This is a genomic window from Lacihabitans sp. CCS-44 (assembly GCF_024343735.1).
In the GTDB taxonomy this organism is placed as follows: Bacteria; Bacteroidota; Bacteroidia; order Cytophagales; family Spirosomataceae; genus Leadbetterella.
Window position 1 is genome coordinate 1 of sequence record NZ_RJUE01000008.1, and the last position, 25,064, is coordinate 25,064.

At 39.7% G+C, this 25,064-nt stretch carries 11 protein-coding genes; 9 read left to right on the forward strand and 2 right to left on the reverse strand.

The features are described 5' to 3' along the window. Window positions 1-11,889 (reverse strand): Ig-like domain-containing protein (locus tag EGI26_RS05700; protein WP_255076929.1); only part of this gene is annotated, 11,889 nt, incomplete at its 3' end. Window positions 11,890-12,070: 181 nt separating this feature from the next. Between EGI26_RS05700 and rhaT the strand changes: the two genes are divergently transcribed. The 7 genes from rhaT (at window position 12,071) to EGI26_RS05735 (ending at window position 19,571) form a co-directional block, all read left to right on the forward strand. Then, window positions 12,071-13,123, forward strand: coding sequence for an L-rhamnose/proton symporter RhaT (gene rhaT, locus EGI26_RS05705; protein ID WP_255076931.1), 1,053 nt, complete (start codon window positions 12,071-12,073; stop codon window positions 13,121-13,123). 215 nt (window positions 13,124-13,338) lie between these two features. Further along, a complete protein-coding gene (locus EGI26_RS05710; protein WP_255076932.1) occupies window positions 13,339-14,631 on the forward strand; it encodes a sialidase family protein in 1,293 nt (430 codons plus the stop codon). A 98-nt stretch (window positions 14,632-14,729) separates the two neighbouring features. After that, window positions 14,730-15,302 carry a YceI family protein gene (locus tag EGI26_RS05715; protein WP_255076934.1) on the forward strand — a complete coding sequence of 191 codons (573 nt, stop codon included), beginning with the start codon at window positions 14,730-14,732 and terminating at the stop codon, window positions 15,300-15,302. A gap of 106 nt (window positions 15,303-15,408) precedes the next feature. After that, window positions 15,409-15,915 (forward strand): heme-binding domain-containing protein, encoded by a 507-nt coding sequence (locus tag EGI26_RS05720; RefSeq protein WP_255076936.1) that lies wholly within the window; start codon window positions 15,409-15,411, stop codon window positions 15,913-15,915. Window positions 15,916-16,164: 249 nt separating this feature from the next. Continuing rightward, window positions 16,165-17,025, forward strand: coding sequence for a dienelactone hydrolase family protein (locus EGI26_RS05725; RefSeq protein ID WP_255076937.1), 861 nt, complete (start codon window positions 16,165-16,167; stop codon window positions 17,023-17,025). Between the two features lie 272 nt (window positions 17,026-17,297). Then, window positions 17,298-17,828, forward strand: a complete 531-nt coding sequence (locus EGI26_RS05730) for a gluconate 2-dehydrogenase subunit 3 family protein (protein ID WP_255076938.1) — start codon at window positions 17,298-17,300, stop codon at window positions 17,826-17,828. A gap of 30 nt (window positions 17,829-17,858) precedes the next feature. Then, entirely contained in the window at window positions 17,859-19,571 is a 1,713-nt protein-coding gene (locus EGI26_RS05735; RefSeq protein ID WP_255076940.1) for a GMC oxidoreductase, read from the forward strand. 78 nt (window positions 19,572-19,649) lie between these two features. On the opposite strand, the gene EGI26_RS05740 is transcribed toward EGI26_RS05735, so the two are convergent. Then, the gene (locus EGI26_RS05740; protein ID WP_255076941.1) at window positions 19,650-22,241 is read right to left on the reverse strand and encodes a carbohydrate-binding domain-containing protein; all 2,592 of its coding nucleotides are present in this window, start codon (window positions 22,239-22,241) and stop codon (window positions 19,650-19,652) included. Window positions 22,242-22,547: 306 nt separating this feature from the next. On the opposite strand from EGI26_RS05740, the gene EGI26_RS05745 reads away from it, so the two are divergent. Then, window positions 22,548-24,269: a GMC oxidoreductase gene (locus EGI26_RS05745; protein WP_255076943.1), complete on the forward strand. Its 1,722-nt coding sequence runs from the start codon at window positions 22,548-22,550 to the stop codon at window positions 24,267-24,269. A gap of 191 nt (window positions 24,270-24,460) precedes the next feature. Continuing rightward, complete coding sequence (locus EGI26_RS05750; protein ID WP_255076944.1) at window positions 24,461-25,054, forward strand: gluconate 2-dehydrogenase subunit 3 family protein; 594 nt, start codon at window positions 24,461-24,463, stop codon at window positions 25,052-25,054. The last annotated feature ends 10 nt before the right edge of the window (window positions 25,055-25,064 follow it).

Genomic DNA, 25,064 nt, shown 5'->3' on the forward strand with positions numbered 1-25,064 from the left:
TGGAGCCAACACAGTAGCTTGATAAGTAAGTACTTGAGAAGCGGCAGAAGCGATATTAGCGATGCTCCATGTCAAGGTATCGTTCAGCAGACTGCCAGCATTACTGATGTTTCTGATATTGGCATATCCGTTCGGAATGGCGTCTTCAATAACAACAGCAGTAGCAGCATCAGGTCCAGCATTATTCACCGTGATAGTAAAAGTGACGGTATCGCCTACATTAGGAGTAGGATTATTGATGATTTTGGTCAAACTCAAATTGGCCACTTGTGGCACTGCAGTTATCTGACTTTGATCATCTTCAACAGGGTTATCATTACTTGGGGTACTATTTGGGTCATATTGATCCGAATTGGTCACCTGAGCAATGTTTGTAAAGTTTCTACCAAGAATTGGAGCGGAAATTCTTGCTTGATATGTTAGCAATAAGTCTGAGCCATTTGCCAATGAAATGTTTGTCCAATTAATGATAGAGCCATTTAGAATGCCAGAGTTACTAATGTTTGTAATTCCATAATATCCGTTAGGCATAATATCTTCAACACTTACGTTTGTAGCCATATTTGGCCCCGAATTGTGAAGTGTCAGCGTAAAAGTCACCAAGTCACCTACATTTGGTGAAATATCGTTGATAGATTTAACCAAGCTCAGATTTGCTGTGTTTGGTGTTACAGTTACTTCCGACTGGTCATTTTCTCCATTGGTATTATTACCCGGCGTACTATTCGGGTCAAATTGATCAACAGAAAAGACCTGGGCTATATTTGTGAAATTGATACCCGGAGCTGGTGATTCTACAACAGCTTGGTAAGTTAAGACCACTGAAGAGCCACTTGCTAAGCTTAATATTGTCCATTCTAGATTGCTTCCAACAAATGTACCTGAATTGCTAACATTGCTGATGTTGGTGTATCCATTTGGAATTATATCTTGAAGTAGAATATTTGTTGCTAAGTTAGGCCCAGCGTTATGCAATGTGATCGTAAAAGTAACTACCTCACCTGGATTTGGATTAAGGTTATTTACTTGCTTTGTCAAACTTAAATCAGCTTGCTGAGGCACTGCGGTTATCTCGGCTTGATCGTCTTCTGTACCAACATTGTTGTTTGGAATACTATTTGGGTCAAATTGATCCGCACCAACTATTTCTACGATGTTTCGATGACTGATTCCTATTCCTGATTGCTCAACACGAACTTGATAAGTGAAAACGGTATCAGCACCATTGGCTAAACTATCGATAGTCCAACTTATTTCGTTTCCAGTAAGTATTCCACTACCCGAAATGCTCCCAATGTTAGAATATCCATTCGGAATTATGTCTTTCACAGAAATATCTGTTGCTGCATCAGGGCCGGCATTGCTTACTGTTATAGTGAAAGTAACAAGATCACCATTTTGAGGATATAAATCACTTATTTGTTTACTAATACTTAGGTTTGAAATTTGAGGAATGGTAGTAACCTGAGACTGATCATCTTCAAAAGTATTGTTATTGTTTGGGCTACTATTTGGGTCAAATTCCTCTACATCAGAAATCTGTGCAATATTAGTGAAATAGGTACCTAAAAGAGGGGCTTGGACAGTTACATCATAGCTCAAAATCAAATTACTGCCATTTGCTAAAGTAGAGATATTCCACGTAAGAATATTTCCAACCAATACACCAGAATTACTAATATTTGTGATACTTGAATATCCGTTAGGTATCGTGTCTTTAATTATGATGTTGTTAGCTATATCTGGTCCAATATTATTCAAATCTATCGTGAAAGTTATTATTTCACCTACTTGTGGGGTAAGGTTATTAACTTGTTTTAATAGACTCAAATTTGCAACTCTTGGAACTGCCGTGATTTCAGCTTGATCGTTCTCAGTTGCTACATCGTTATTGGGTACGCTATTAGGGTCAAACTGATCTGAAGCAACGATTTGTGCTACATTTTTAAAGTTTATGCCTAAAGCAGGGGCATTTACAGTGGCTTGGTATGTAATAATTAAATTCGCACCATTTGCTATACTAATGCCTGTCCAGTTTATTGTATTTCCAGTAAGACTTCCAGAATTGGTAATATTTATAATATTTCCATATCCATTTGGAACAATATCTTCAATGGCTACATTAGTAGCTTGGTCAGGACCAGCATTGTGCAGAGTAATAGTGAAAGTAACAACGTCTCCCACATTTGGAGTTGCGTCGCTAATTTGCTTGGTTAGACTTAAGTCAGCCCCTTGCAACGTTGCTGTTACCGAAGCTTGATCATCCTCTGTGCTAATGCTATTGTTAGGACTACTGTCTGGGTCAAACTGGTTCGATGCTGAAACTTGGGCTACATTTGTAAAGCTTACGCCTGAGCCTGGAGACAAAACAGAAGCCTGATAGGTAAATGTTTGATTTGTTCCAAAAGCTAAATTGGCTAAATTCCAAGTTATTGTATTTCCCAATAAAACTCCGCCATTGCTTATATTCGTAATCGTTCCAAATCCATTTGCCACAACGTTTGCTACGGCCACATTTGTGGCAGTGTTTGGTCCGTCATTGTTCAAAGTAACGGTAAAAGTAACAACATCACCAACAGTAGGTAATACATTACTTATTTGATTTGCCAAACTCAAATCTGCAATTAATGGAACAGCGGTAGTGCTAGACTGATCGTCTTCAGTAGAAATTCCGTTATTCGGCGTACTATCAACGTCTTGCTCATTTGCTGCTGTAACTTGGGCCACCGTGGCATAATTTGTTCCTACCAATGGTGGTGCTACTGTAGCTTGGTAACTAAGTGTTTGGCTGCTGTTGTTAGTAACATTAGCAAGATTCCAGGTAATAGTATTTCCTGATAAAATTCCACCATTGCTGATATTAATAATATTAGTGAAACCATTTGGTACAATGTTTTTTATTTCAACATTGGTGGCTGAACTGAGGTCTGCATTAGATAAATCTACTGTAAAAGTGACGATTTCACCAACATTAGGACTACTATTGCTTATTTGATTTACAAGTGATAAATCGATAATTGGAACTGGCACTGGGGCAGCACTACTTTCATTATTTGCTAAATTCTGCTCAGGTTGGTCTCCAGAAATTGAGGCTGTGTTTAGATATCCACCGGGTGCTATTACTTTGGCAGTTATGAATAAATCTTCGGAATCACCATTTAACATATTCCCAACATTCCAACTTGCCCCAACCCACGTTCCTTTTGATGTACTCACAGCTACAAGTTCATATCCAGTAGGTAATACATCAGTAACAACCACATTTGTGGCGTTGGTTGGGCCAAAGTTAGTTGCTTTTACATTGAATATTACAGTGTCACCCACAAAAGGATTAGCTATATTCACAGTTTTTAAAACCTCCAAATCGGTCACTGCTAACCCGAAATTGTTTCCACAAGTACCTTGGCCCGCAGCTGTAAAAGAAGCAATGTAATAGCCGGTAGGAGATGGACTTGGATTTGTTAAGGAATATCCAGCCGGTATTGGTTGGGTAAGTTGCACAATATATTGACTTGCAATAGGTTGAGAATAATTTACTCTGATGTTATCAAAGTATACAAGGTCTCCAGGAACCATCAGTGAGCTTCCCGAGCTCACAAATCTGATAGTAGTGGTTGGAGATCTATAATTGGTGATATCAAAGGTCATCGAACCTGTCTGATTACCATCAGCACCCGTGAATCTTTTAAGTAAAGTCCAGCTAGAAGGAGTTGCGGAGGTTGCAATCTGTAAATCAACATAGTCATTAACCTGAAGATCAAGGTTTTGTTCGTTGAAGTCCAAAGATAAACTTGCAGAAACAGCATCGGTAATATTTAATGATCTGTAAGCCCCGCTAACCACATTTGCGTCAGATTGAATCCTTAGACCATTGCTGCTTAATATTTGTACGTTATTTTGACCAAAAGTTCCAAGATCACCAATTTTTGTCCAGCTAGTAGTCCAATTGGTTGTTCCATTACTTTGATTTGGCGTAATACTTGCATTAAATTGGTCAAGATAATACAAACTATTAGTAAGAGGGTTAATGACAAAATTGAAATAACCACTACTATCAGACAATTTAGAATCAATAGTTGGTTCACCAAGGTCAATGATGCCGTTTTTGTTTAAATCTGAAATCAGATTTACAGAAGTGTTTTCAAGTCCAATTTCTCCTACGCTGAAAGAACCATTGTTGTTATTATCGATATAAACAGTTCCGCTAATTTCATTGATCAATGGAGAAGAAGCACACGAAACAGTAATATTTACTAAGGCCACATCACAAATTTGGGGGTCTTCTAAGCTACAAACTCTATATTCGAACTGGTCAGCTCCTGTGAAACCTTGATTTGGCGTATAATTTATTGTTCCGTTTGAGTTTACACTTACTGTTCCATTTGAAGGTAAAATAGTAACACCAGTAAATGATACCTTAGAAGTATCAGGTTTTCCGATTATATCATTTTGAAGAACATTTATCACAACATTTTTGTCAACCGACGTAAATGCGTTGTCATCACTACTAATAAGTTTTGGCAAAACCCCAAGATAGTTGTCTTTGTCACAAACTCCCAATACTACAAAACTTGCGGTTTGAGTATTTAAAGTAGCAGGTATATATGCTCCATTGGTATTGCTGGTGTTTACTTTAGCTACATAACATACGGGCGGATTTTTGTAAAAAGATAACTCTATATTATCAATCCAAAAGTAGTCGTCTGTAGACACTGATCCGTTGGTTATGAACTGCAAAGTATTTACACCGTTAGGATCGTAGGCCGTTATGGGCAAATATACATTTGTGTAATTAACATCAGTACCTACTGCTAATCCATCATTTAAAGTAAAAACTGTAGTACCGTTTATTAATACATTTACACCTTCGCCTTGTCGATCCAAGCTTTGTCTTCGATAGCTGAATTTTAAAACAGCACTTATGGTATTGTTGAACGTAAGTGCTCTGTTTATTCCATTTACTGGTCCAGAAAGTCTAATGGCGTTTCCAAACCCAGATCCGTCTGTCATTATTCTTACATCGCCTGTATTTACCACTCCATCATCGCTTGACTCTGTCCAATTATTGTTCCAATTTAGGCCACCGTCGTTGCCAGAGTAGCTAACAGAAGGGTCAAAATCGTCTCTAGCGTTGTTGCCATCTCTTGTACTGAATGTGTAGTTTCCAGAAATATCTGAAACAGTGGATTCTGTTATCCCTTCTCCAATGTCTACAACACCGTTGCAGTTTGCATCAAGGTACAAATCAACTTTTACACCCACTGCTGGGGCTTCTCCATTATATATACCATCGTCTGGCAATGATTCAACAAACACTTTACCTCGGAAAAGATTCTCATTAGAATTTGCGATACAAGTAGATATTCTTATTTTCACTAAAGCCACGTCACAGATACCAGGATATTCAACAGAACAAAGTCTGTATTCAAACTCATCGGTTCCTTGAAATCCATTATTTGGCGTATATGTTAAAGTTCCATCGGGGTTTATAGTTACAGTTCCATTACTTGGTTGCAACAATCCAAGCGTAGTTATAGAGTTTGGATTAGGGGTACATAAAAACCCATAATCGTTGGTTTGAACATCTATTATTACTGGAATGTTGGGTTCTGTGTCACTAATGTCATCATTAGCAATAATCAATTGTTGTAAACAACGAGGCTCCATAACGTAACCCACATCCATACCTGGAGACCCTGCCGGTGCTCCATTGGGATCTTGTCCCCAAATGGCTGCTATCTTTGTTCCATCACAAGTAAAAACCGAAAGGCCAGTTTGGTCATTGTCTGGATCTAAGATTTTATAAGATTGAAGAGCGGTGATTGGAACAGCGATATCGTAAGGCATACCACATGGACTTGTAGTTGCCGTTTGGGATGCTAAATTACCATCATATTTTATGTAAAGCGTAGTAGCTGTAGGTGCCGTTACCCAAACTGGGTTAAAGTTTCCTGATAAGTTACTACTTCCTGGTGCCCAGGCCACACTAGCAAATGTTGAAAGTCTAGATTCGGGTATCATGTTGAAAGACCAGTCAAAAGATCTTCCATCAGCATCTGCGTCGAAAACTGCAACAGCCGTAAATGCTTCACCATTTCTACTAGCAAACTTATAAGCCGCCGCTTGATTTAGGTCCAGATATCCATAAGATTTTCCTGCTAAAGCAAAAGAACCAGAGGCTCCAGTACCTGAAGACCAATCAATGGTAATTGAGGTAGCCAAGTTATTGGTAAAAAATGCGTAAACTGGTGCTGTACTTAAGGTGGTGTGAGCAGGAGAATAATAGACATCGCCATAAAAATTACCCGGAAGTAAGGCAATGTTTCTTGTTCCATAATTATCTATACTTCCAAAAACCACATCGACACCAAAATTATTAGTTGAGGTAATAATTGCTCCAGATTTAATATCATTCGCATTGTTAATATCCGTGGCTGTGCCTGGTGTAGAGGAAGTGCCATCATAAAACCAAACCTCACCTTCATTTAAGGTTGGAGAAGAAATGTCTACTGTGCCATCAGCATCATAATCTAGGTTTATGATAGTATTGTTTTCAGAAGCTCTTGCAAAAATACCTGTATATTTGAAGGCTGCTGTAGAACCAAGGGTATTATCCTCTCCAAAAGGAATTACGAAAAATTTTCCAAATCTGGTTAAGTCGAAAACGTTAGTCTTAAGGTTTTGGACATCAAAATTGTTGCTTCCTGTAGCAGAACCCGCGTCGCCAGATATCTTTGAAATGGCTATATCATTTGAACTTAAAATTTTGTCCTTACCATCAAAATGAAAGTCACTTGCACTTCTAGGATTATATCTAAAATGATCATCTATTAGGATATATCCACCTGCAGGAATAATATCGGTTGGGTAGCCAGGGGCTCTTCCATTGTTTAATATCCCATCTCCCCATACTTCTGTGGTAACTTGCGATGGTATTGTTATATCGCTTTCATAGCCATCTTCCCAATGGTCAAATGTTATGGTGTTTCCAGGATAAGGGATTTTTATACTGATTACTGTTCTAACAGAGTCTGTCAAAAAGCTTCCACCACCTGCACTCCACAGAGCTTTTCGAAGAAAGCTTGTGCTTTCAGGGAAAGGGAGATAGTAGGTTTTACTTTTTGTAGCTTCAGAACATGGATCATTTAGAGATTCTTCTATTTGAACATTCACCGTAGCTTCAGAACAACATGCTGCCGAACTACTAGAACAAACGCTATAGGTAAATTGGTCAGTTCCATAAAAATTTCCGTTCGGTAGGTAGGTTATTTCTCCATTTGATCCAATCTGAATAAAACCATTACTTGGCTGATTTACAATTGTTATTCTTGAAGGGTCAGTATCACCCAAATCATTGTTTAAAACCTCAATTATCACTGGAGAACCCTGTGAACCAGTAGCGTTGTCGTTGGCTGCAGAGATATAAGTGGTACTGATTGTATGAGAACTAGACCTTGGGCCATTACAGCCATATGCGGTAGCTGTTATAGTAGAGGTTCCAGTCCAGCCAGCCAAGAATGTAACTGCACCTGTCGAAGTATTGATTGTATTGCCAAAGGTCAAACTTGCTCCATCAAGAGCATAAGATATACTTGTTGAATTTGTAGAAGTGGCAGTATATAATATTGTAGATGCTACCTGACATCTTATTGATGCTGTGCCAAGTGAGAATATTGGCAAACCAACTGTAGGCGTAACTGTTACTGTATGAATGGTGCTTTTTGGTCCACTGCATCCTGTGGCAACAGCAGTAATCCTTGTAGTACCACTCCATCCTGCAGAATAAGTTACAACACCTGTATTGGCATCAATGGTATTTCCTCCAGCCAAACTCAAACCATCAAGATTGTACGTAAGGGATGTTTCATTAGTTGAAGTAGCCGTATATTGAACACTTCCGACACCTTGACACCTTATAGATGTGGAACCCATTCCAAAAACAGGATTTGTAACTGAAGGAGTAGTTGTAATTGTGTGGGTTTGCTGAGTTGGGCCATAACAACCAGAGGCAGTTACCGTTACTGTAGAGGTGCCAGTCCAAGATGCCGAAAATGTAACTGCACCAGTACTTGCGTTAATGGTATTGCCACCATTCAAACTTGTAGCGTCTAAACTATAAACTCTGCTTGTAGAATTTGCGGCAGTTGCAGTGTACATTATTGTTCCCAAACCTTGACAACGTATAGAGCTAAGTCCAAGAGCAAAAACTGGAACTTGAACAGCTTGAGCTGTTGTAACAGTATGAGTAGTTGATTTTGGTCCGTTACAGCCAGAAGCAGTTACCGTAATTGTAGATGTACCAAACCAAGCAGGAGCAAATACTACTTCTCCAGTAGCTGTATTTATGGTATTTCCACCAGACAAACTTGTATTGTCTAATGCATAACTTATGCCCGAATTGTTGGTAGCATTGGCCGCATATACAACACTTCCCCCACCTATACATCTGTTTGAACTACTTCCCAATACGAAAACAGGATTACCAACTGTGGGTGTAGTAGTTATAACATGGGTTGAAGTTAAGGGCCCAAAACATCCATAAGCAGTTGCAGTAACTGTAGAATTTCCAGACCAAGTGTTGCTAAATGTTACTGTTCCTGTCGAAGCATTAATTGTATTTCCTGCCCCTATACTGGTGGCATCTAAAGAATAAGAAATGCTGGTAGAATTCAGAGCTGTAGCTGAATAATTAACGCTTCCTGCATTTTGACATCGAACCGAACCACTTCCCAACGAGAAAATCGGAGCTTGTAAAGGTTGAGCTGTGGTAACTGTGTGTGTGGTGCTTTTTGGTCCATTACAACCCGTTGCAGTGGCTGTTACTTGTGAGACTCCAAACCAGGTACTCACAAAAGTTACTTCTCCAGTAGTCGCGTTTATTGTATTTCCAGCATTGACACTGTTAATGTCTAATGTAAAGGCAATTCCAGTATTGTTGGTTGCTGTCGCAGAGTAAACTATACTTGCTGCACTTTGGCATCGTGTAGAGTTCAATCCTAAACTAAATGTTGGTGAACCAACAGTAGGTGTAATCGTTACTGTATGAATGGCAGTTTTAGGTCCATTACAACCGTAAGCTGTAGCTGTAATGGTAGAGGTTCCTGTCCAGCCAGCAACGAAAGTTACTACGCCTGTTGAGGAGTTAATAGTGTTTCCACCAGATAAACTTGCGGCATTTAATGAATAAACTACACTGGTTGAATTTGTGGCGGTTGCTGAATAAGATATTGACTCAGCCCCTTGGCATCTTGTTGAACTAGCTCCAGAGTCAAATATTGGTGTTTCTACACTTGCAGTGCTAGAAGCTGTATGTGATGCTGAAGCGGAACTATTACATCCAGATGCGGTGGCTGTGATAATTGCATCACCGATCCAACCTGATAAATAATTTACTCTTCCGTTAGAGGCATTTATTGTATTCCCAGCCAATAGGCTTGCAGCATCTAGTGAATAGGTTATGCTGGTACTATTCGAAGCTGTTGCGGTGTATATAATGTTTCCATTTGCTTGGCATCTAAAAGAATTGCTTCCCAACGCAAAAGTAGGTGTTCCGACACTTGCAGTAGTGGTTACTGTATGTGTTGCGGTTTTAGGGCCATTACAGCCAGTAGCAGTAGCGGTTATTGTTGAAGTTCCACTCCAAGTGGAGGTAAAATTAACCTCTCCAGTAGCTGCATTTATCGTGTTTCCGGCTAATGTACTTGTGGCATCCAGCGTATAAGTCAAACTTGTTGCGTTTGATGCAGTTGCAGTATAGCTTGTATTTCCTGCTGCTTGACAGCGAGTAGAGGAGCTACCCAAGGCAAAAACAGGAGTAGTAACTGATGGGGTAACTGTAACAGTATGACTGGCACTAGTTGGGCCATTACAACCAGTGGCTGTAGCAGTTATTGTTGAAGTTCCAGCCCAAGTGGATACATATGTCACTGCTCCAGTACTTGCGTTTATGGTGTTACCTGCTAGTGTACTAACCAAATTTAATGCGTATGTAATGCCTGTTGAATTGCTTGCAGATGCATTATAAACAACAGTTGCCGCTCCTTGACATCTTGTTGAACTAACCCCAGAAGTGAAGGTTGGTGTGCCTACGCTTGGTGTAATAGTTACTGTATGACTAGCACTACTTGGTCCATTACAACCATTTGCTGTCGCAGTAATAATTGCAGATCCATTATATCCATTTAAAAAAGTAACTGCACCGGTACTTGCATTAATAGTATTGCCCGCTGTGCTGCTTGTAGCATCCAATGTGTATGTAATACTCGTAGAATTACTGGCTGTTGCCGAATACGTTACCGTTCCTGCACCTTGGCACCTGGTAGAACTTGAACCTGTACCAAAAATCGGAGTGCCAACAGTCGGAGTTATGGTCACCGTATGGTTAGCCGTCTTTGGTCCATTACAACCTGTAGCAGTTGCAGTTATAGTAGAAGTTCCAGACCATCCAGCTACGTAGTTTACCTCTCCAGTGAGGTTATTAATAGTATTGCCAGCGGTTAAACTTGCAGTATTTAAGGAATAAGAAATGCCCGTTGCGTTGATAGCTGTGGCGGTATAAGTAATATTGCCTAGGCCTTGACATCTAATAGAACTAGCCCCTATACCAAATATAGGAGTCTCAACAGATGGCGTTATGGTGACAGTATGGGTTGAACTTGTAGGTCCATTACAGCCTTGTGCTGTGGCAGTAATAATGGCCGTTCCAGTATATCCAGCAGTAAATGTCACCGCTCCTGTTGCGGAGTTTATACTGTTTCCGGCAGATAAGCTAGTTGCGTCTAAGCTGAAGGTAATACTAGTAGAGTTTGATGCAGTTGCTCCAAAATTCACAACAGCTGCATTTTGGCATCGGGTAGAGCTTGCTCCTAATCCAAATGTCGGAACTCCTACTGATGGAGTCGTAGTTACTGTATGTGTAGCATTGGTAGGCCCATTACACCCAATAGCTGTGGCAGTAATTACGGTAGTTCCACTCCAGTTAGCCGCATAGCTAACCTCACCAGTCAAAGTATTTATGGTATTTCCTGCATTCTGACTTGTTATGTCGATAGAATAAGTTACGCTTGTAGAATTAGAGGCAGCGGCTGAATAAGTCACACTTCCTGCAGCTTGACATCTGATAGAACTATTTCCCATTCCAAAAGACGGTGTTCCTACTGATGCCACAATAGTAACATTAGTAGTTGCTGTGGCACTACATGCTGTGCCGTCAGTTACAGTTAGGGTATAGATTCCTCCATTCGAAGTGCCTACATTATTCAATGATGGATTTTGTAAGCTTGAAGAAAACCCATTGGGTCCAGACCATGAAAATATTGTGCCCCCTGAAGAACTTCCCGTCAGATTAAGGATGCCATTCACACATACTGGGGAATCACTAGCAGCGATGGCTGTGATTGGGGTATAGCATGGGTGATGAAAACCTTGATCTAGAAAATATTCCAGAGTGGTACTGCTTACATGAAAAATATTGGTAATGCCAACTTTTTCGGCTCCAATTAGACCATCATTTCCATCAGAATCTAACTGGTTGGATGAAAGAGGATTGCTTTTTGGTGAGACAAGAAAATCTCCACCTGGGTTTCTGAAAACCAAGTAATAGTCTGATTCTGAAAGATTTGAAAATTCAAAAAAACCAGGATTTCCCAGCGAATCGTCAATGGTAACAACAAACGATGACATTACATCGGTTGATGGGTCAGGAGAAGAGCCGGATGGAATATATAACTCCACACGTACATTGTTTATTCCAGATAAAACAGATTCATCTTGAATACCGTTTGCATTGATATCCTCCCAGACATAATTGCCAACTTTGTTTTGAGAAAAAACACTCGAACTTATAATTATTAGGTAGCACGTAATAAGAATGAAATAAATCTTTTTCATAATCCTATTATTTATAGTGCTTGTAGTAGTGGAATTCGTACAAAAATGATGCCACCTAATAACTTATTTCAGGTAAAAAAAACTGTGATTTTAAAAAAAAAGCTAAAAGGTGAGTAAAGGAGAGTGAATTTCAAAAAGTCATTTATATTTGTAAATTAATAAAAAACAACCCTAAAATACAATGGAATCAATACTAGGAATCATTTTTCACTCTATAGGAGGCTTCTCTTCAGGCAGTTTCTACATGCCATTCAAAAAAGTTAAAGGCTGGGCTTGGGAAAGTTATTGGATAGTGGGTGGATTATTTTCTTGGTTGATTGTTCCTCCCATTGCTGCCTACTTAACTATTCCAAATTTTGGAGAAATAATTTCTGGCATGGACTCTTCTGTACTAAATTTTACATTTTTAATGGGATTGTTGTGGGGAATCGGTGGACTTACCTATGGTTTGGGTGTACGATATTTGGGTATGTCGCTCGGCAACTCTGTAGTTTTGGGTTTTTGTTCAGCCTTTGGTGCCTTGGTTCCAGCTATTTATTACGATTTTAACCCTACTGACGGCAAAACTACCTTTACTGACATGCTTCATAGCAGTGGAGGCCAAATGGTTCTTACAGGCGTGTTGGTTTGTATTGTCGGTATTGCAGTTTTAGGAAGAGCCGGCCTTTTGAAGGAAAAAAGTCTTACAAAAGAACAAAAAGTAGCCAGTGTAAAAGAATTTAGTTTGGTAAAAGGACTCATAATAGCCATCATTTCAGGTATTTTAAGCTCGTTTTTTAACTTTGGAATTGAAGCAGGAAAACCAATGGCTGATGCCGCTGTGGCTTCGGGTAACAATCCTCTATTTCAGAACAACGTTACTTATATTATCATTATGTGGGGTGGGCTCACTACCAATTTTTTGTGGTGTATGTATCTTAATTTCAAGAACAAAACCTTTGGCGACTATACAAATGCCAAAACACCAATAGTGAGTAACGTGCTTTTTTCAGGTATAGCAGGCACCATGTGGTTTTTGCAGTTTTTCTTCTATGGCATGGGCGAAAGCAAACTCGGCAACGGTGCCAGTTCATGGATACTTCACATGGCTACCATCATACTTACGGCCAATCTTTGGGGGCTTTGGCTTAAAGAGTGGAAAGGCGTATCGGCCAAAGCCTTCCGCACTTTTGTGATTGGAATAGCCATCATGATGTTGTCAATTTTCTTGGTGGGTATTGGCAATTCGATGTAAGATTCTATTTTTTGTAAAAAAAATATTTAACCAAGCTGCTCTATTATTGAGTGGCTTGGTTTTTTGTTTTATTAAGTATTAATTTATACCTCATTTGTTCCAATCTGTCGAATATTTCTCCCGCTTTATATATTTAATAAAACTCTAATTTTAGCGTTTGCTATATTTGATTTGCATTTTTATTAATCGATTTTTTTTATAACAAAACACAAAATATGATACGTTTGATTTTCACTATTCCTCTGGTTTTTCTTGGCCTTTTGGTTTCAATGTTTTCTACTGATACCAATCAAGATTCGGAAATGACCATTTGTGCTTATATGCCTCAAAATAAGTCTAGTATAAATTCTGCAACGGAAAATAATGCGTCCATAAAAACAACAGATATTCCCTTTGAAAACGATCCAAATAAAGCCTACAGCATGCCATTGTTGGCTAAAACTGCCTCTGGCGATGTGATGCTTTCTTGGACCGAGAAAGACGACCAAGGTTTGGTATCGTTTTGTGTGGCTTTTTCTAAAGACCAAGGCAAGACATTTTCTGACAAAAAGGTGATTTTTTCTGGAAATGGCATCGGTAATAGCCGTATGATGAGAGCTAAAGTGTTGAGCAAGAAAAACGGAACTTTGGTGGCCATATTTACCAATCGTGGTGAAAGTGTTCCCAATGCTTCTGGCCGAGGAGGTCGTTCGGGCAACATCGTTTTTTGTGAATCAAAAGACGGTGGAAATACTTGGACAAAACCAGCAAATGTAGATTCTGACCCCAAGCAAGGAATAGTAAGAGGTTTTTTTGATGCCATTGTGATGAGCAACGACGAAATTGCAGTTGCTTACCTGAAAGACGTGGCCAATAGCACCAAACACGAAGAAAGAGACTTGAGATTGGTAACTTCAAAAGATGGTGTTTTTCAACCTGAGCGATTGATTGATCCTGTTGTTTGTGACTGTTGTCCTATTAATTTTTTGATTGATGCAGATGGAGCTTTAAATGTTTTTTACAGAGATAATAATGACAACATCAGAGATATAGCCCGCATGACTTCTAAAGACAATGGCCAAACTTTCTCTAAACCCGAAATAGTTTTCAACGACAAATGGGAAATAAATGGTTGCCCTCACAGCGGTGCGGTTTCTAGCATCAATGGCAAGGGAGGCTTGGTTTCGTGGTTTTCAGGTACTGACAAAGAAATGGGTATCAGAGTAGCTACTACCGAAGGTAAAAGGCTTTTTGTATTGGACGATGCTTCTGCCAAAAATCAATATTTGGTAAAAATACCTTCGGCTTCAGTACTTTTTTGGGAGCAAAACAAAGATGAAAACAACCCATCTCAAATTGCTTTCAGGAAAATCGCAGACAACAAAGTATCGGAGATTACATGGATAGAAGGCTCAGCAAACTCAACCAACGTAACTGGCTTAACAGTCGGAAATACCGTCATTGTCGCCAACGAAATTATTCAATCTAATAAAAAGAATAAGCTAAAAATAAGCACAGTAAGTATTTGATATTTTGTGTAAGATTAAGATATCACTTTGTGAACCTTCGTGGCTCCTTAGTGTACCTTTGTGTAATAGTCTCAGATAGTATAATTAAACCTAAAGCAATGAAAAAATCAGTTTTGTCAATCGCATTTTTGCTAGTTTCTACCTTTACTTTTGCCCAATGGAGCATAGACAAAGGTCATACCAAATTTACTTTTATAGCCGAGCACCACGGTTTGTCTGAAGTGGATGGTTACTTTAAGAAATTTGATGGAAAAATTACTGCCGCCAAAGATGATTTGTCCGATGCAGTTTTTGAGATTTCGATAGAGTCGGCCAGTATCAACACCGACTTAGAAATGCGTGACAATCACCTCAAAAGCGAGGATATGTTTAATGTCGAGAAGTTTCCTGCGATAACTTTTAAAAGTACCAAACTCACCAAAGTATCAGGCAATAAATATAAAATGGCTGGAAATATAACTATTAAAGGTATCACAAAACCAATCACATTAGATGTTACTATGAACGGACCAATGGCTCATCCAAATCCAAACAACAAAATACCACAGTTGGGCATAAAAGCTACTGGAACAATTAAAAGAAGCGAATTCGGCATTGGAGGAAAACTGGAAAACGTGATGGTGGGTGACGAAATCGCTATCAGAGCAACAGGTGAGTTTCAGAAAAAATAAGAAATTAGCGATTAAGGATTACGATAATCTTAAATATGTTTTGTAAATTAAGATTTCAATTATTCCAAACGCAAATTTTTATACATCACCTAAAATAAACAGTACAATGCTTAAAAAAATCTTTATCGGTCTGGCAGTCGTTTTGATTGCTATCCAGTTTGTAAAACCAGAAAAAAACATTTCTGACGACAATACTTACGCCATTACCACCAAATATGATATGCCAGACGATGTCAAAAAGACGTTTGAAGTGGCTTGTAACGATTGCCACTCAAATAAGACTGTCTACCCGTGGTACTCTAATATTCAGCCCATTGCGTGGTTTTTAGATCATCATGTGGTAGATGGAAAGAAACATTTCAATATCTCTACTTTTACAAAATTACCTATAGCTGTTCAAAACCACAAGCTGGAAGAGACAATAGAAATGGTCAAAGAAAAAGAGATGCCATTGGAGTCATACACCTATTTTGGTTTGCACAAAGAAGCCAATCTTACAGACACTCAAAGAGAAGCAATAGTAAGCTGGGCCAGTGCTCAAATGGATTCTTTGAAAGCACATTATCCTGCTGATAGCCTGAAAATGAAGCCAAGACCCAAACCAGCAAAGTAAAGAACATTCACCTACCAAATAAGCCGTCGAAACATATTGACGGTTTTTTTGTTAGAAAATTTACGGAGTCTTGAATATCTAAGATATTACAAAACTTGAAATGGTTAAAATTGTGCAATATAAAAACTTTGTGAAACTCAAAAACGCCCAGCGAATACTTTGAAGTACTCTGTGGTAAAAAAATTGCGTTAGTTCTAACCTTTTGAATTAAATATCCGTAGTAAATAAAATTAAAACCTTAACAAAACTATGTTTAAACTAAGCTTTATCCTTCCTATTATTTTTTCGTTTGTCCTGTTTGTTCCGAGTTTTGATAATTTAGACACAAAATCAGAACCTATGACCATTTGTCATACTTTTCCGAGTGATGACATGCGTCAGTTTGCACTTGATCCTGAGTTTCAGGCCTTGCATTTTGCACCAGCTCCACTTCAATATACTGGAGTAGGAACCAATGTAACTTTCAAAACAACGGATGGAACAGATAGCAAAGGTTATTTGGTAAAAGCCAAAAAGAAATCAAATAAGTGGCTATTTGTGTATCAAGAATGGTGGGGATTGAACGATTATATCAGACGTGAATCAGATACATTCTACAAAGATTTGGGTGAAAATGTAAACGTTTTGGCGGTAGATATGTACGATGGACAATCCACTTCTAATCCTCAAGAAGCGGGTAAATTGATGTCAGGTACAAAGGAGGCTCGTTTGGTAGCTATAGTAAATGGTGCCACTACTTTCGCAGGCAAAAAAGCAAAAATAGCCAATGTTGGCTGGTGTTTTGGTGGTGCTTGGTCGCTTCGTTCGGCTATTTTGGGAGGTAAGCAAACTGTTGGTTCGGTTATGTATTATGGCATGCCAGTAAGTGATGTAAATGAACTCAAAAAACTCAATTCTGACGTACTCGGTCTTTTCGCTACAGAAACGAGAATTTCGAAAGAAGTAATTGAGAAATTTGCTGAAAACATGAAAGCCGCAGGCAAAAAGCTGGACTACAAAATATTTGATGGTGTCCACGGATTTGCCAATCCAAGCAATACTAAACATGACCCAGCCCTTACCAAAGAAGCCTACGATATGGCTTTGGGCTATTTGAAGGGTAAGTTTTGAGGTGAATTTATTTTTACATTTAAGCCACATTGAATTTTATTCTTTGTGGCTTTTTGTTTTATAGATTATTCGATTCATCGGCACATATCTTCATTTTGACTCGTTAATTTTTAAATATATTTATTGTGGTTTTATATTCTATATTTCCCCTTTTAGTCCAATCCTTATTTTCAGTAGATGAAAAAACATTTCTATGGTTATTTTTTGAAAAAATATAAAATATCTTTGTTGTGATTCTTGGGCTTATATAATTATCTTAAAATCTATCTAAAATGAACAGAAGAGAACTCATACAGAGGGTTACGTTTATGCTTGGGGGCGTTATGGCCGCACCTTTGATGGCCGGTGCCATGGGAGAGGTGCTGAATTCCGAGCCAGGTTTGGTGGCCGACGATTTGCAGGAAAAACTATTGGCTGAAGTAGCTGATATTATTATTCCTGCTACATCTACACCAGGTGCCAAAGAGGCTGGAGCCCATAATTTTATCATCAGAGTGGTGCGTGATTGTTTCACAAAAGACGAACAAAAGAAGTTTTATGATGGTCTGGCTAAGCTGAACGACGACAGCAAATCAAAATTTGGAAAAGGTTTTGTGGATTTGACACTCCCACAAAAAAACGAAATGATAGAAGACGCTACGGTGTACAACAAAGACTTTTTCAGAGAAATGAAAAATCTAACCATTACCGGATATTTTACTTCTGAAATCGGTGCTACGCAGGCTTTGGCTTATGATCCAATTCCGGGTAAATTTGATGGCTGTACAACTTTGGAAAAAGGCCAAAAAGCCTGGGCTTTATAATTTCAACCTCTTAAATACAAAAGAACAATCATGAATTTAAATATAGATGCAGTAAAAGCTCAGACTTTCGATGCCATCGTCATTGGCTCTGGTATTTCAGGAGGATGGGCCTCTAAAGAACTCACTGAAAAGGGCTTAAAAGTTTTAATGCTCGACAAAGGCAAGCAGTTGGAACACGTAAGTGGCTACGAAAACGCCATGAAGAATCCTTGGGACACGATGTATAATGGACGTTTAACAGTAGCCCAGAAAGAATCACATCCGAAGTTAGCAAGAGATTATCCTTACAACGAAAACACGGAAAAATATTGGATGAACGACTCGCATTCGATGTATCAGGAAGAAAAGCGTTTCGACTGGTTCAGACCTGATATAGTGGGCGGAAAATCAATTATGTGGGGTCGTCAGTCCTATAGATTAAGTGATATCGATTTCGAAGCCAACCTAAAAGAAGGTATAGCTGTGGACTGGCCGATCAGATACAAAGACGTGGCTCCATGGTATTCTTATGTTGAGAAATTTGCAGGTATTTCGGGCGAGAAATTGGGATTACCTCAATTGCCCGATTCTGATTTCTTACCAGCCATGGATATGTATTGTGTAGAAAAAGAAGTTAAGAAAAAAATTGCTGAGCATTTTCCTGGGAGAATAATGACGATTGGGCGTGTGGCAAACCTTTCTGAGGCTCAAAAAGCACAAACAGGTGTGGGGCGTTCAGGGTGTCAATATCGCAACAAATGCTCTCTGGGTTGTCCTTATGGTGCATATTTTAGTACGCAGTCGGCCACATTGCCTGCTGCTATGAAAACGGGTAGATTGACAGTAAGGCCTGATTCTGTTGTAAAAGAAATTATGTACGATGAAAATAAAAATCGTGCAACTGGGGTAAGAGTAATCGACACAAACACTTTAGAGGTAGTAGAATTTTATGCCAAAATAGTATTTGTAAATGGCAGTACGCTGGGTTCAACATCAGTATTATTGAATTCAACTTCCAACAGATTTCCGAATGGAATGGGGAATGACTCTGGCGAATTGGGACACAATTTGATGGATCACCACTTTAAAATAGGAGCTAGTGGCGAGTGGGAAGGTGGCAAAGATAATTATTATTTGGGTAGAAGAGCCAATGGTATTTATGTGCCTCGTTATAGAAATATTGGTAACGACAAACGCGATTATGTGCGTGGTTTCGGTTATCAAGGTGGAGGCTCAAGAGCGGGCTTTAACCAAGGCTCGGAACCAAAGGCCTTCGGGGCTGAGATGAAAGAGGCTCTAACCAAACCAGGTCCATGGAGAATGGGCTTGAGTGGTTTTGGAGAATGCTTACCTTATCACGAAAACCGTATGTATCTTCACAAAACCGAAAAAGACAAATGGGGATTACCGATAGCCGTTTTTGATGCTGAATTTAAAGAAAATGAAGCCAAAATGCGTATAGATATGCAGAACGATGCTCAGGAAATGCTTGAGAAAGCAGGAATGAAAAACGTGCGTTCGTACGACAATAAATCTTACCCAGGCATGGCCATCCATGAAATGGGAACTGCTCGTATGGGTCGAGATCCTAAAACATCAGTTTTGAATGGCAATAACCAACTTCACGCAGTACCAAATGTTTTCGTAACTGATGGTGCGGCCATGACCTCAGCGTCGTGTGTGAATCCATCTTTGACTTACATGGCACTTACAGCTCGTGCAGCCGATTTTGTGGTGAAAGAAATGAAGAAAAGGAATATTTGATTCAAGTCCTTGTAAAACAAAAAAGACTCTTTAGGTTATCCTGAAGAGCCTTTTTTTTGATATATATAATAATGACTATTAGAAAGTTAAAGCATTAACGGCAGCTGAGTTTGATGTAGTAGGAGAAGATTTTAAGGTTGCTCCTGTGTTTGAATACGTACCCCCCGAGTACAATCCCCATCCCGAAGAATTTCCTGTGAAGTTTCCTCCAGTGTAAGTACCGCCATAATATATTTTGTAGGCAGCATTTTTTGCAAGATTTGGACTAGAAAAATGGAAAATCGCAGCAGCACTTTTAGGCTTGTAGGTTACTAAATCTTTTCCAGCGGCATCTTCAATATGGATCATAGATGTAGCGGCCAATGAAGCACTTGACTTAATGAACATACTTACTTGCGTAGATGAGGTGCTCATCGACTTGGTCATGTTGGAGTTTGGCCCTGAGGCTATAATTGTTCCACCACTTATGATGAAGTTACCGTTAATATCAATGCCTTCGTTTCCACTGACTATGGTCGTGCCACCCTTGATAAAGAAATTGCCGTTGACATCAACACCATCTGAGCCTGTCACTATCAATACTCCTCCGCTCACCGTCAGGCTACTTCCATCGTTTGACTCTGTTCCGCCAGAAACCGTTCCGTAAGAGGTATTTATGCCATCATTTGAGGCTGTAAGGTTGGTTACTCCACCGTTTATGTTGATGAAAATTGACTCCATGCCTTCATAAGATTTTGTTACGTTTATAGTTCCGTTGTTTACCGTTATGGAGGCTGCCGATTTTAAACCGTCGTCAGTTGCAGATATATTTAGCTCTCCGTTGTTCATCACAAATGCTCCATCGCTTTTGAAACCTTTGGCCTCGCTGGTGAGCGAGCTGCTGTAGGTGAATTTAGCTCCAGAGGCGGTAATGTTTGTGGTACCTCCTCCTACGGTAGCCGTGCCGTCCACATTTATTCCTTTGCCACCTTGGCCAGTACAGGTGATGGTTAAATCTCCGCCGTTTATTTTCAGGTTTTTATCACAATTTATTCCGGCTGGGGCGGCTATGTCAGCATCTGTGGTATTGTAGTAAGCCGCACCCGTATTTGTGATTTTTACTGTGCCTGCATTAATTGTAAAATCTCCACCTGTTTTTATTCCTTTTGACCCTTTGCCCGACACGGCCAAGGTAATGGCGTCTATGGTACTGATGGTGGTATAGCTTTGGCTTTTTAGAGCATTTCCTTTTTCGCCAGAAGTGTTCACGGTTATTTTCCCACCTTTTATCAAAACGTAAGGTGTTATGGTTGCATCTGTTCCAGAATAGGGAGCCGAAATACCATCATCCACACTATTAACTGTTATTGTGCCACCATTCAGGGCCACATAGCCTTCTTCGGCCACTATGCCGTCGCCAGATGATGTAACGGTCACCGTTCCATTGTCCATCAAGAAGTAATCGTTGGCATGAATTCCGTCTTTTACGGCAGATTTTATGTTGATGTTTGACTCGCTTATGGCTATATAATCATCGGCTACAATACCGTGCTTGTTGTTTCCAGTCACATTTAAGGTTCCTGTTCCCATAAAACTCAATTGACCTTCGCTAAAAAACGCACCTTTTTGGTCTTCGATATTGGTGGCATAAGTGACGCCGTCTACAAGGTTGTTAGTTGTTCCAGCCAAAATGTTGATTGTTCCTTTTTTTGCTGATTGAATGTTGATTGCTGGCCCAATGCTATTGGTAATACTGGCACCTTTTAAAGTAATATTATAACGATATTCGCTGTATATTTTAAAACTTCCCTTCGTCGCATTTCCTGACAATAGATAAACAATTTCTTTGGAAACATTAGTCGATTTTACGGTCACATCGGCTCCACTTAAAGTTATGGCTACACCATCGTTTTGGTAAGGATTACTAATGGCGGCACTTGTGCCAGCGTAGTTTATTACCACAGTGTCTTTAGCAGGAGTGGCTGTTCCAGAAGTTCCAGCGGCTATAACAAGCGAAACTGTACAACTTTGCCCACCTAAACTTAAATTAAAAATTGCGTTTCCGGCTGAGCTGGGTGTTCCCGAAATACTATAAACCAAGCTACCGGCTCCGCTGCTTAATGTTCCGGCTGCTACGGTGGCGGTCAGTCCTTCAACACCAATTGATGATGCCGTCGATACATCGTAAGCACCGCCATTTCCACCCGTATAATTCATGGTTACTGTGCCCGTGTAGGCAGTTCCACTTGTTCCATTCGCCGGAGCGGCTACACAAACTAGGGTAGAAATACTAGATTTTGAGACGGCCACTGGTAAAGCCAAAGTGCAAGTTTGGCCACCTAAAGAAATGGTAAAATTTGCAGTGCCAGATGAAGCAGGCGTACCTGTGATTAGGAAATTGGCGGTGCCACTTCCTTCAGCCAAAGTACCTGCTTGTAAAGTTCCTGTAAGACCAGTAACGCCTGAAGAAGCCACTCCATCTCCGGCAGTATAAGCAACTCCGTTGCCACCTGTATAAGGAACACTCGCAGTGGCTGTGTATGATGCTCCACTCGTGGCAGCGACTGAAAATGTGGCGTTTGAGCAGGTAAGTGCGGTGATTGTGGCTCCTTCGGCGTCAATGGAGGCATTTTCATTACAAGAGATTGTTCCTAGCAAAGCTAAAAGAAAGAGTACTTTAGAGAATTTCATTGTTAAATGCGTTGTAATTATTTTTCTGAATTGCTAAAACGGTCATTTTAAATACCGCTGGGCTTTGGTCAGATTTTTTTAAACTTTTGTATTTTAGAACTTTAAAATCTATTACGCTTTATTTTTTTGGTTTGTTATTCTAAATCTCAATTTGGCACATAAAAATACATTTTGTCTAAAATATTATAGGCAGAATACAATATTGAAGCTTAAAATCAGATTTTTGTTGATTAATTATTTCTAAGTTTTGTCGGTTTTATATAAACAAAAGCATAATTTCGCAGTCGTTCAACCAAAAAATATTTAATGGCCAATCTGAATACAAAACTCAATAAAACAAACACCTATGACGCCATAGTGGTGGGCTCAGGGATGAGTGGGAGCTGGGCAGCAAAAGAACTTTCAGAAAAAGGTCTAAAGACACTTGTTTTAGAAAAAGGACGGATGGTTAACCATTTGGAAGATTATCCGACCATGAACCAAGACCCATGGGATAAGGAACACAGAGGTGCCCTCACTGCTGAAGACAGAAAAAAACATCATATTCAGATCAGAAGCGGTTTTGTGGGTGAAGATACCAAACATTTCTGGACCAATGACTTAGATAATCCTTATCAAGAAATTCAACCTTTCGACTGGATTCGTGGTCATCACACGGGAGGTAGAAGTTTGCTTTGGGGCAAACATACCTATCGTTGGAGCGAGCATGACTTTGAAGCCAATGCCCGCGAAGGAATAGCCATAGATTGGCCTATTCGATATAAAGATATAGCTCCATGGTATAGTTATGTAGAGAAATTCGTTGGCATAAGTGGCGAAAAACTTGGCTTAAGCCATTTTCCTGATGGAGAGTTTCAGCCACCGTTTCCTCTAAATTGCCTGGAGGATTATTTTAAGTCTCAAATTCAAAGCAAATTTAAAGGTAGATACGTTACCTCTGGTCGTGTAGCTCACTTGACAGAACCCACTGAGGAGCAGCTTAAATTGGGCCGAGGGAAATGCCAGAACAGAAACCGCTGCTCTCGAGGTTGTCCTTTTGGGGCTTACTTTAGTGCGAATTCTTCAACTTTACCTGCTGCAAACAATACGGGTAATTTTGTTATTAGACCGCATTCAGTGGTGAAAGAGGTGTTATTTGATAACCAAACACAAAAAGCAACTGGCGTGGTAGTGATAGACGCCGAAACCATGGAGGAGCACACTTTCAAAGCAAAAATTATATTTTTGAATGCCTCGGCTATGTCCACAGCTCAGATTTTGCTGAACTCCAAATCCGACCGTTTTCCGAATGGAATGGGAAATGATTCGGGCGAATTGGGGCACAATATTATGGATCATCATTATCATGTGGGAGCCATGGGCGATTTTGACGGTATGGAGGAAGATTATTACAAAGGGCGTAAGCCTGTGGGTATTTTTATTCCAAAATATGTAAACATTGATGCTCAAACACAGAATAAGAGCTTTTTGCGTGGTTATGATTTTCAAGGAGCTTCGGGAAGGAGCAGTTGGGGTAGAGGAGGTGATGCAGTAGGTATTGGTGCTGATTTCAAAGAATCCCTGTACAAACCTGGCGGCTGGAGCATGTCATTGATGGGATTTGGCGAGGTTTTGCCTTATCATGAAAATAAAATGCACTTAGACTTTTCGAAAACTGATAAATGGGGAATTCCACAGATAGTTTTCGATGCCGGATTTAAGAAAAATGAGTTGGAGATGCGGAAGCAAATAAAAGCGGATGCTGTTGAAATGTTGGAAGCATCAGGGTTTAAAAATATAAAATCTTTTGATAATTCGGGTGGAATGGGTGTAGGTGTGCATGAAATGGGAACTGCCCGAATGGGCCACGATCCCAAGACATCGGTGTTGAATGGAAATAATCAGTTGCACGCTGTAAAAAATGTGTTCATTACTGACGGAGCGTGTATGACAAGCTCAAACTGCGTGAATCCATCGATAACCTACATGGCCTTATCAGCTCGTGCAGCCAACTATGCAGTAGAACAACTCAATAAGCATAACCTATGAGTCTGGAGTGGGTAAAGACGCAATGCATTGCGTCTCAAGGAGTGGGTAAAGACGCAATGCATTGCGTCTAGGCAGAATAAGACGTATTGCGTCTAGGCAGAATAAGACGCATTGCGTCTAGGTAGAATAAGACGCAATGCGTCTAAGCAAAGCAAGACGCATTGCGTCTCAATAAGTAAAAGAAACAAACAATGAACAGAAGAGATTATATAAAAAATACAGCCGCAGCACTTGGATTAACCTTGACAGGCATTTCAATGTCTGAAATGCTACTTTCGTGTCAGACTCAGGCCAACCTAGATTGGAAGCCAGCCTTTTTTACAAACAATCAAGCGGCATTGATAGCAGATATAGCTGAATCCATTCTTCCAAAAACCAAAACTCCTGGAGCAAAAGAAATGGCAGTTCCGCAGTTTATTGACAAAATGGTAAAAGAAACAATGGATGAGGCCTCTCAGAAAAGTTTGGTAGAAGGATTGGAATCCTTTGAAGATGAGGTAAAAGCAAAGTATGATACCAATTTTATATTATTGAAAGCAGACCAAAAGAAAGAGTTTTTGGAAAAGCTCGACAAAGAAAAACCTCGCTCGGGATTAAGTATGTGGGGCATAGCTCTTGAAAAAGATGCTCCCCAGCCTACTTTCTTCAAGATAATCAAGGGCTTAACATTATTTGGATTTTATACTTCCGAAGAAATCGGTCGAAACGTTTTGGTTTACGACCCAGTTCCAGGAGAATATATTGGCTGTATGCCTCTAAAAGGTCAAAATTCTTGGACAGAATAGTGATTTATCA

What these genes read in the sequence shown, in the direction of transcription:
- rhaT (WP_255076931.1), top strand. Translation starts at nt 12,071, where the DNA reads ATGGAATCAATACTAGGAATCATTTTTCACTCTATAGGAGGCTTCTCT.
- EGI26_RS05710 (WP_255076932.1), top strand. Translation starts at nt 13,339, where the DNA reads ATGATACGTTTGATTTTCACTATTCCTCTGGTTTTTCTTGGCCTTTTG.
- EGI26_RS05715 (WP_255076934.1), top strand. Translation starts at nt 14,730, where the DNA reads ATGAAAAAATCAGTTTTGTCAATCGCATTTTTGCTAGTTTCTACCTTT.
- EGI26_RS05720 (WP_255076936.1), top strand. Translation starts at nt 15,409, where the DNA reads ATGCTTAAAAAAATCTTTATCGGTCTGGCAGTCGTTTTGATTGCTATC.
- EGI26_RS05725 (WP_255076937.1), top strand. Translation starts at nt 16,165, where the DNA reads ATGTTTAAACTAAGCTTTATCCTTCCTATTATTTTTTCGTTTGTCCTG.
- EGI26_RS05730 (WP_255076938.1), top strand. Translation starts at nt 17,298, where the DNA reads ATGAACAGAAGAGAACTCATACAGAGGGTTACGTTTATGCTTGGGGGC.
- EGI26_RS05735 (WP_255076940.1), top strand. Translation starts at nt 17,859, where the DNA reads ATGAATTTAAATATAGATGCAGTAAAAGCTCAGACTTTCGATGCCATC.
- EGI26_RS05740 (WP_255076941.1), bottom strand. Translation starts at nt 22,241, where the DNA reads ATGAAATTCTCTAAAGTACTCTTTCTTTTAGCTTTGCTAGGAACAATC.
- EGI26_RS05745 (WP_255076943.1), top strand. Translation starts at nt 22,548, where the DNA reads ATGGCCAATCTGAATACAAAACTCAATAAAACAAACACCTATGACGCC.
- EGI26_RS05750 (WP_255076944.1), top strand. Translation starts at nt 24,461, where the DNA reads ATGAACAGAAGAGATTATATAAAAAATACAGCCGCAGCACTTGGATTA.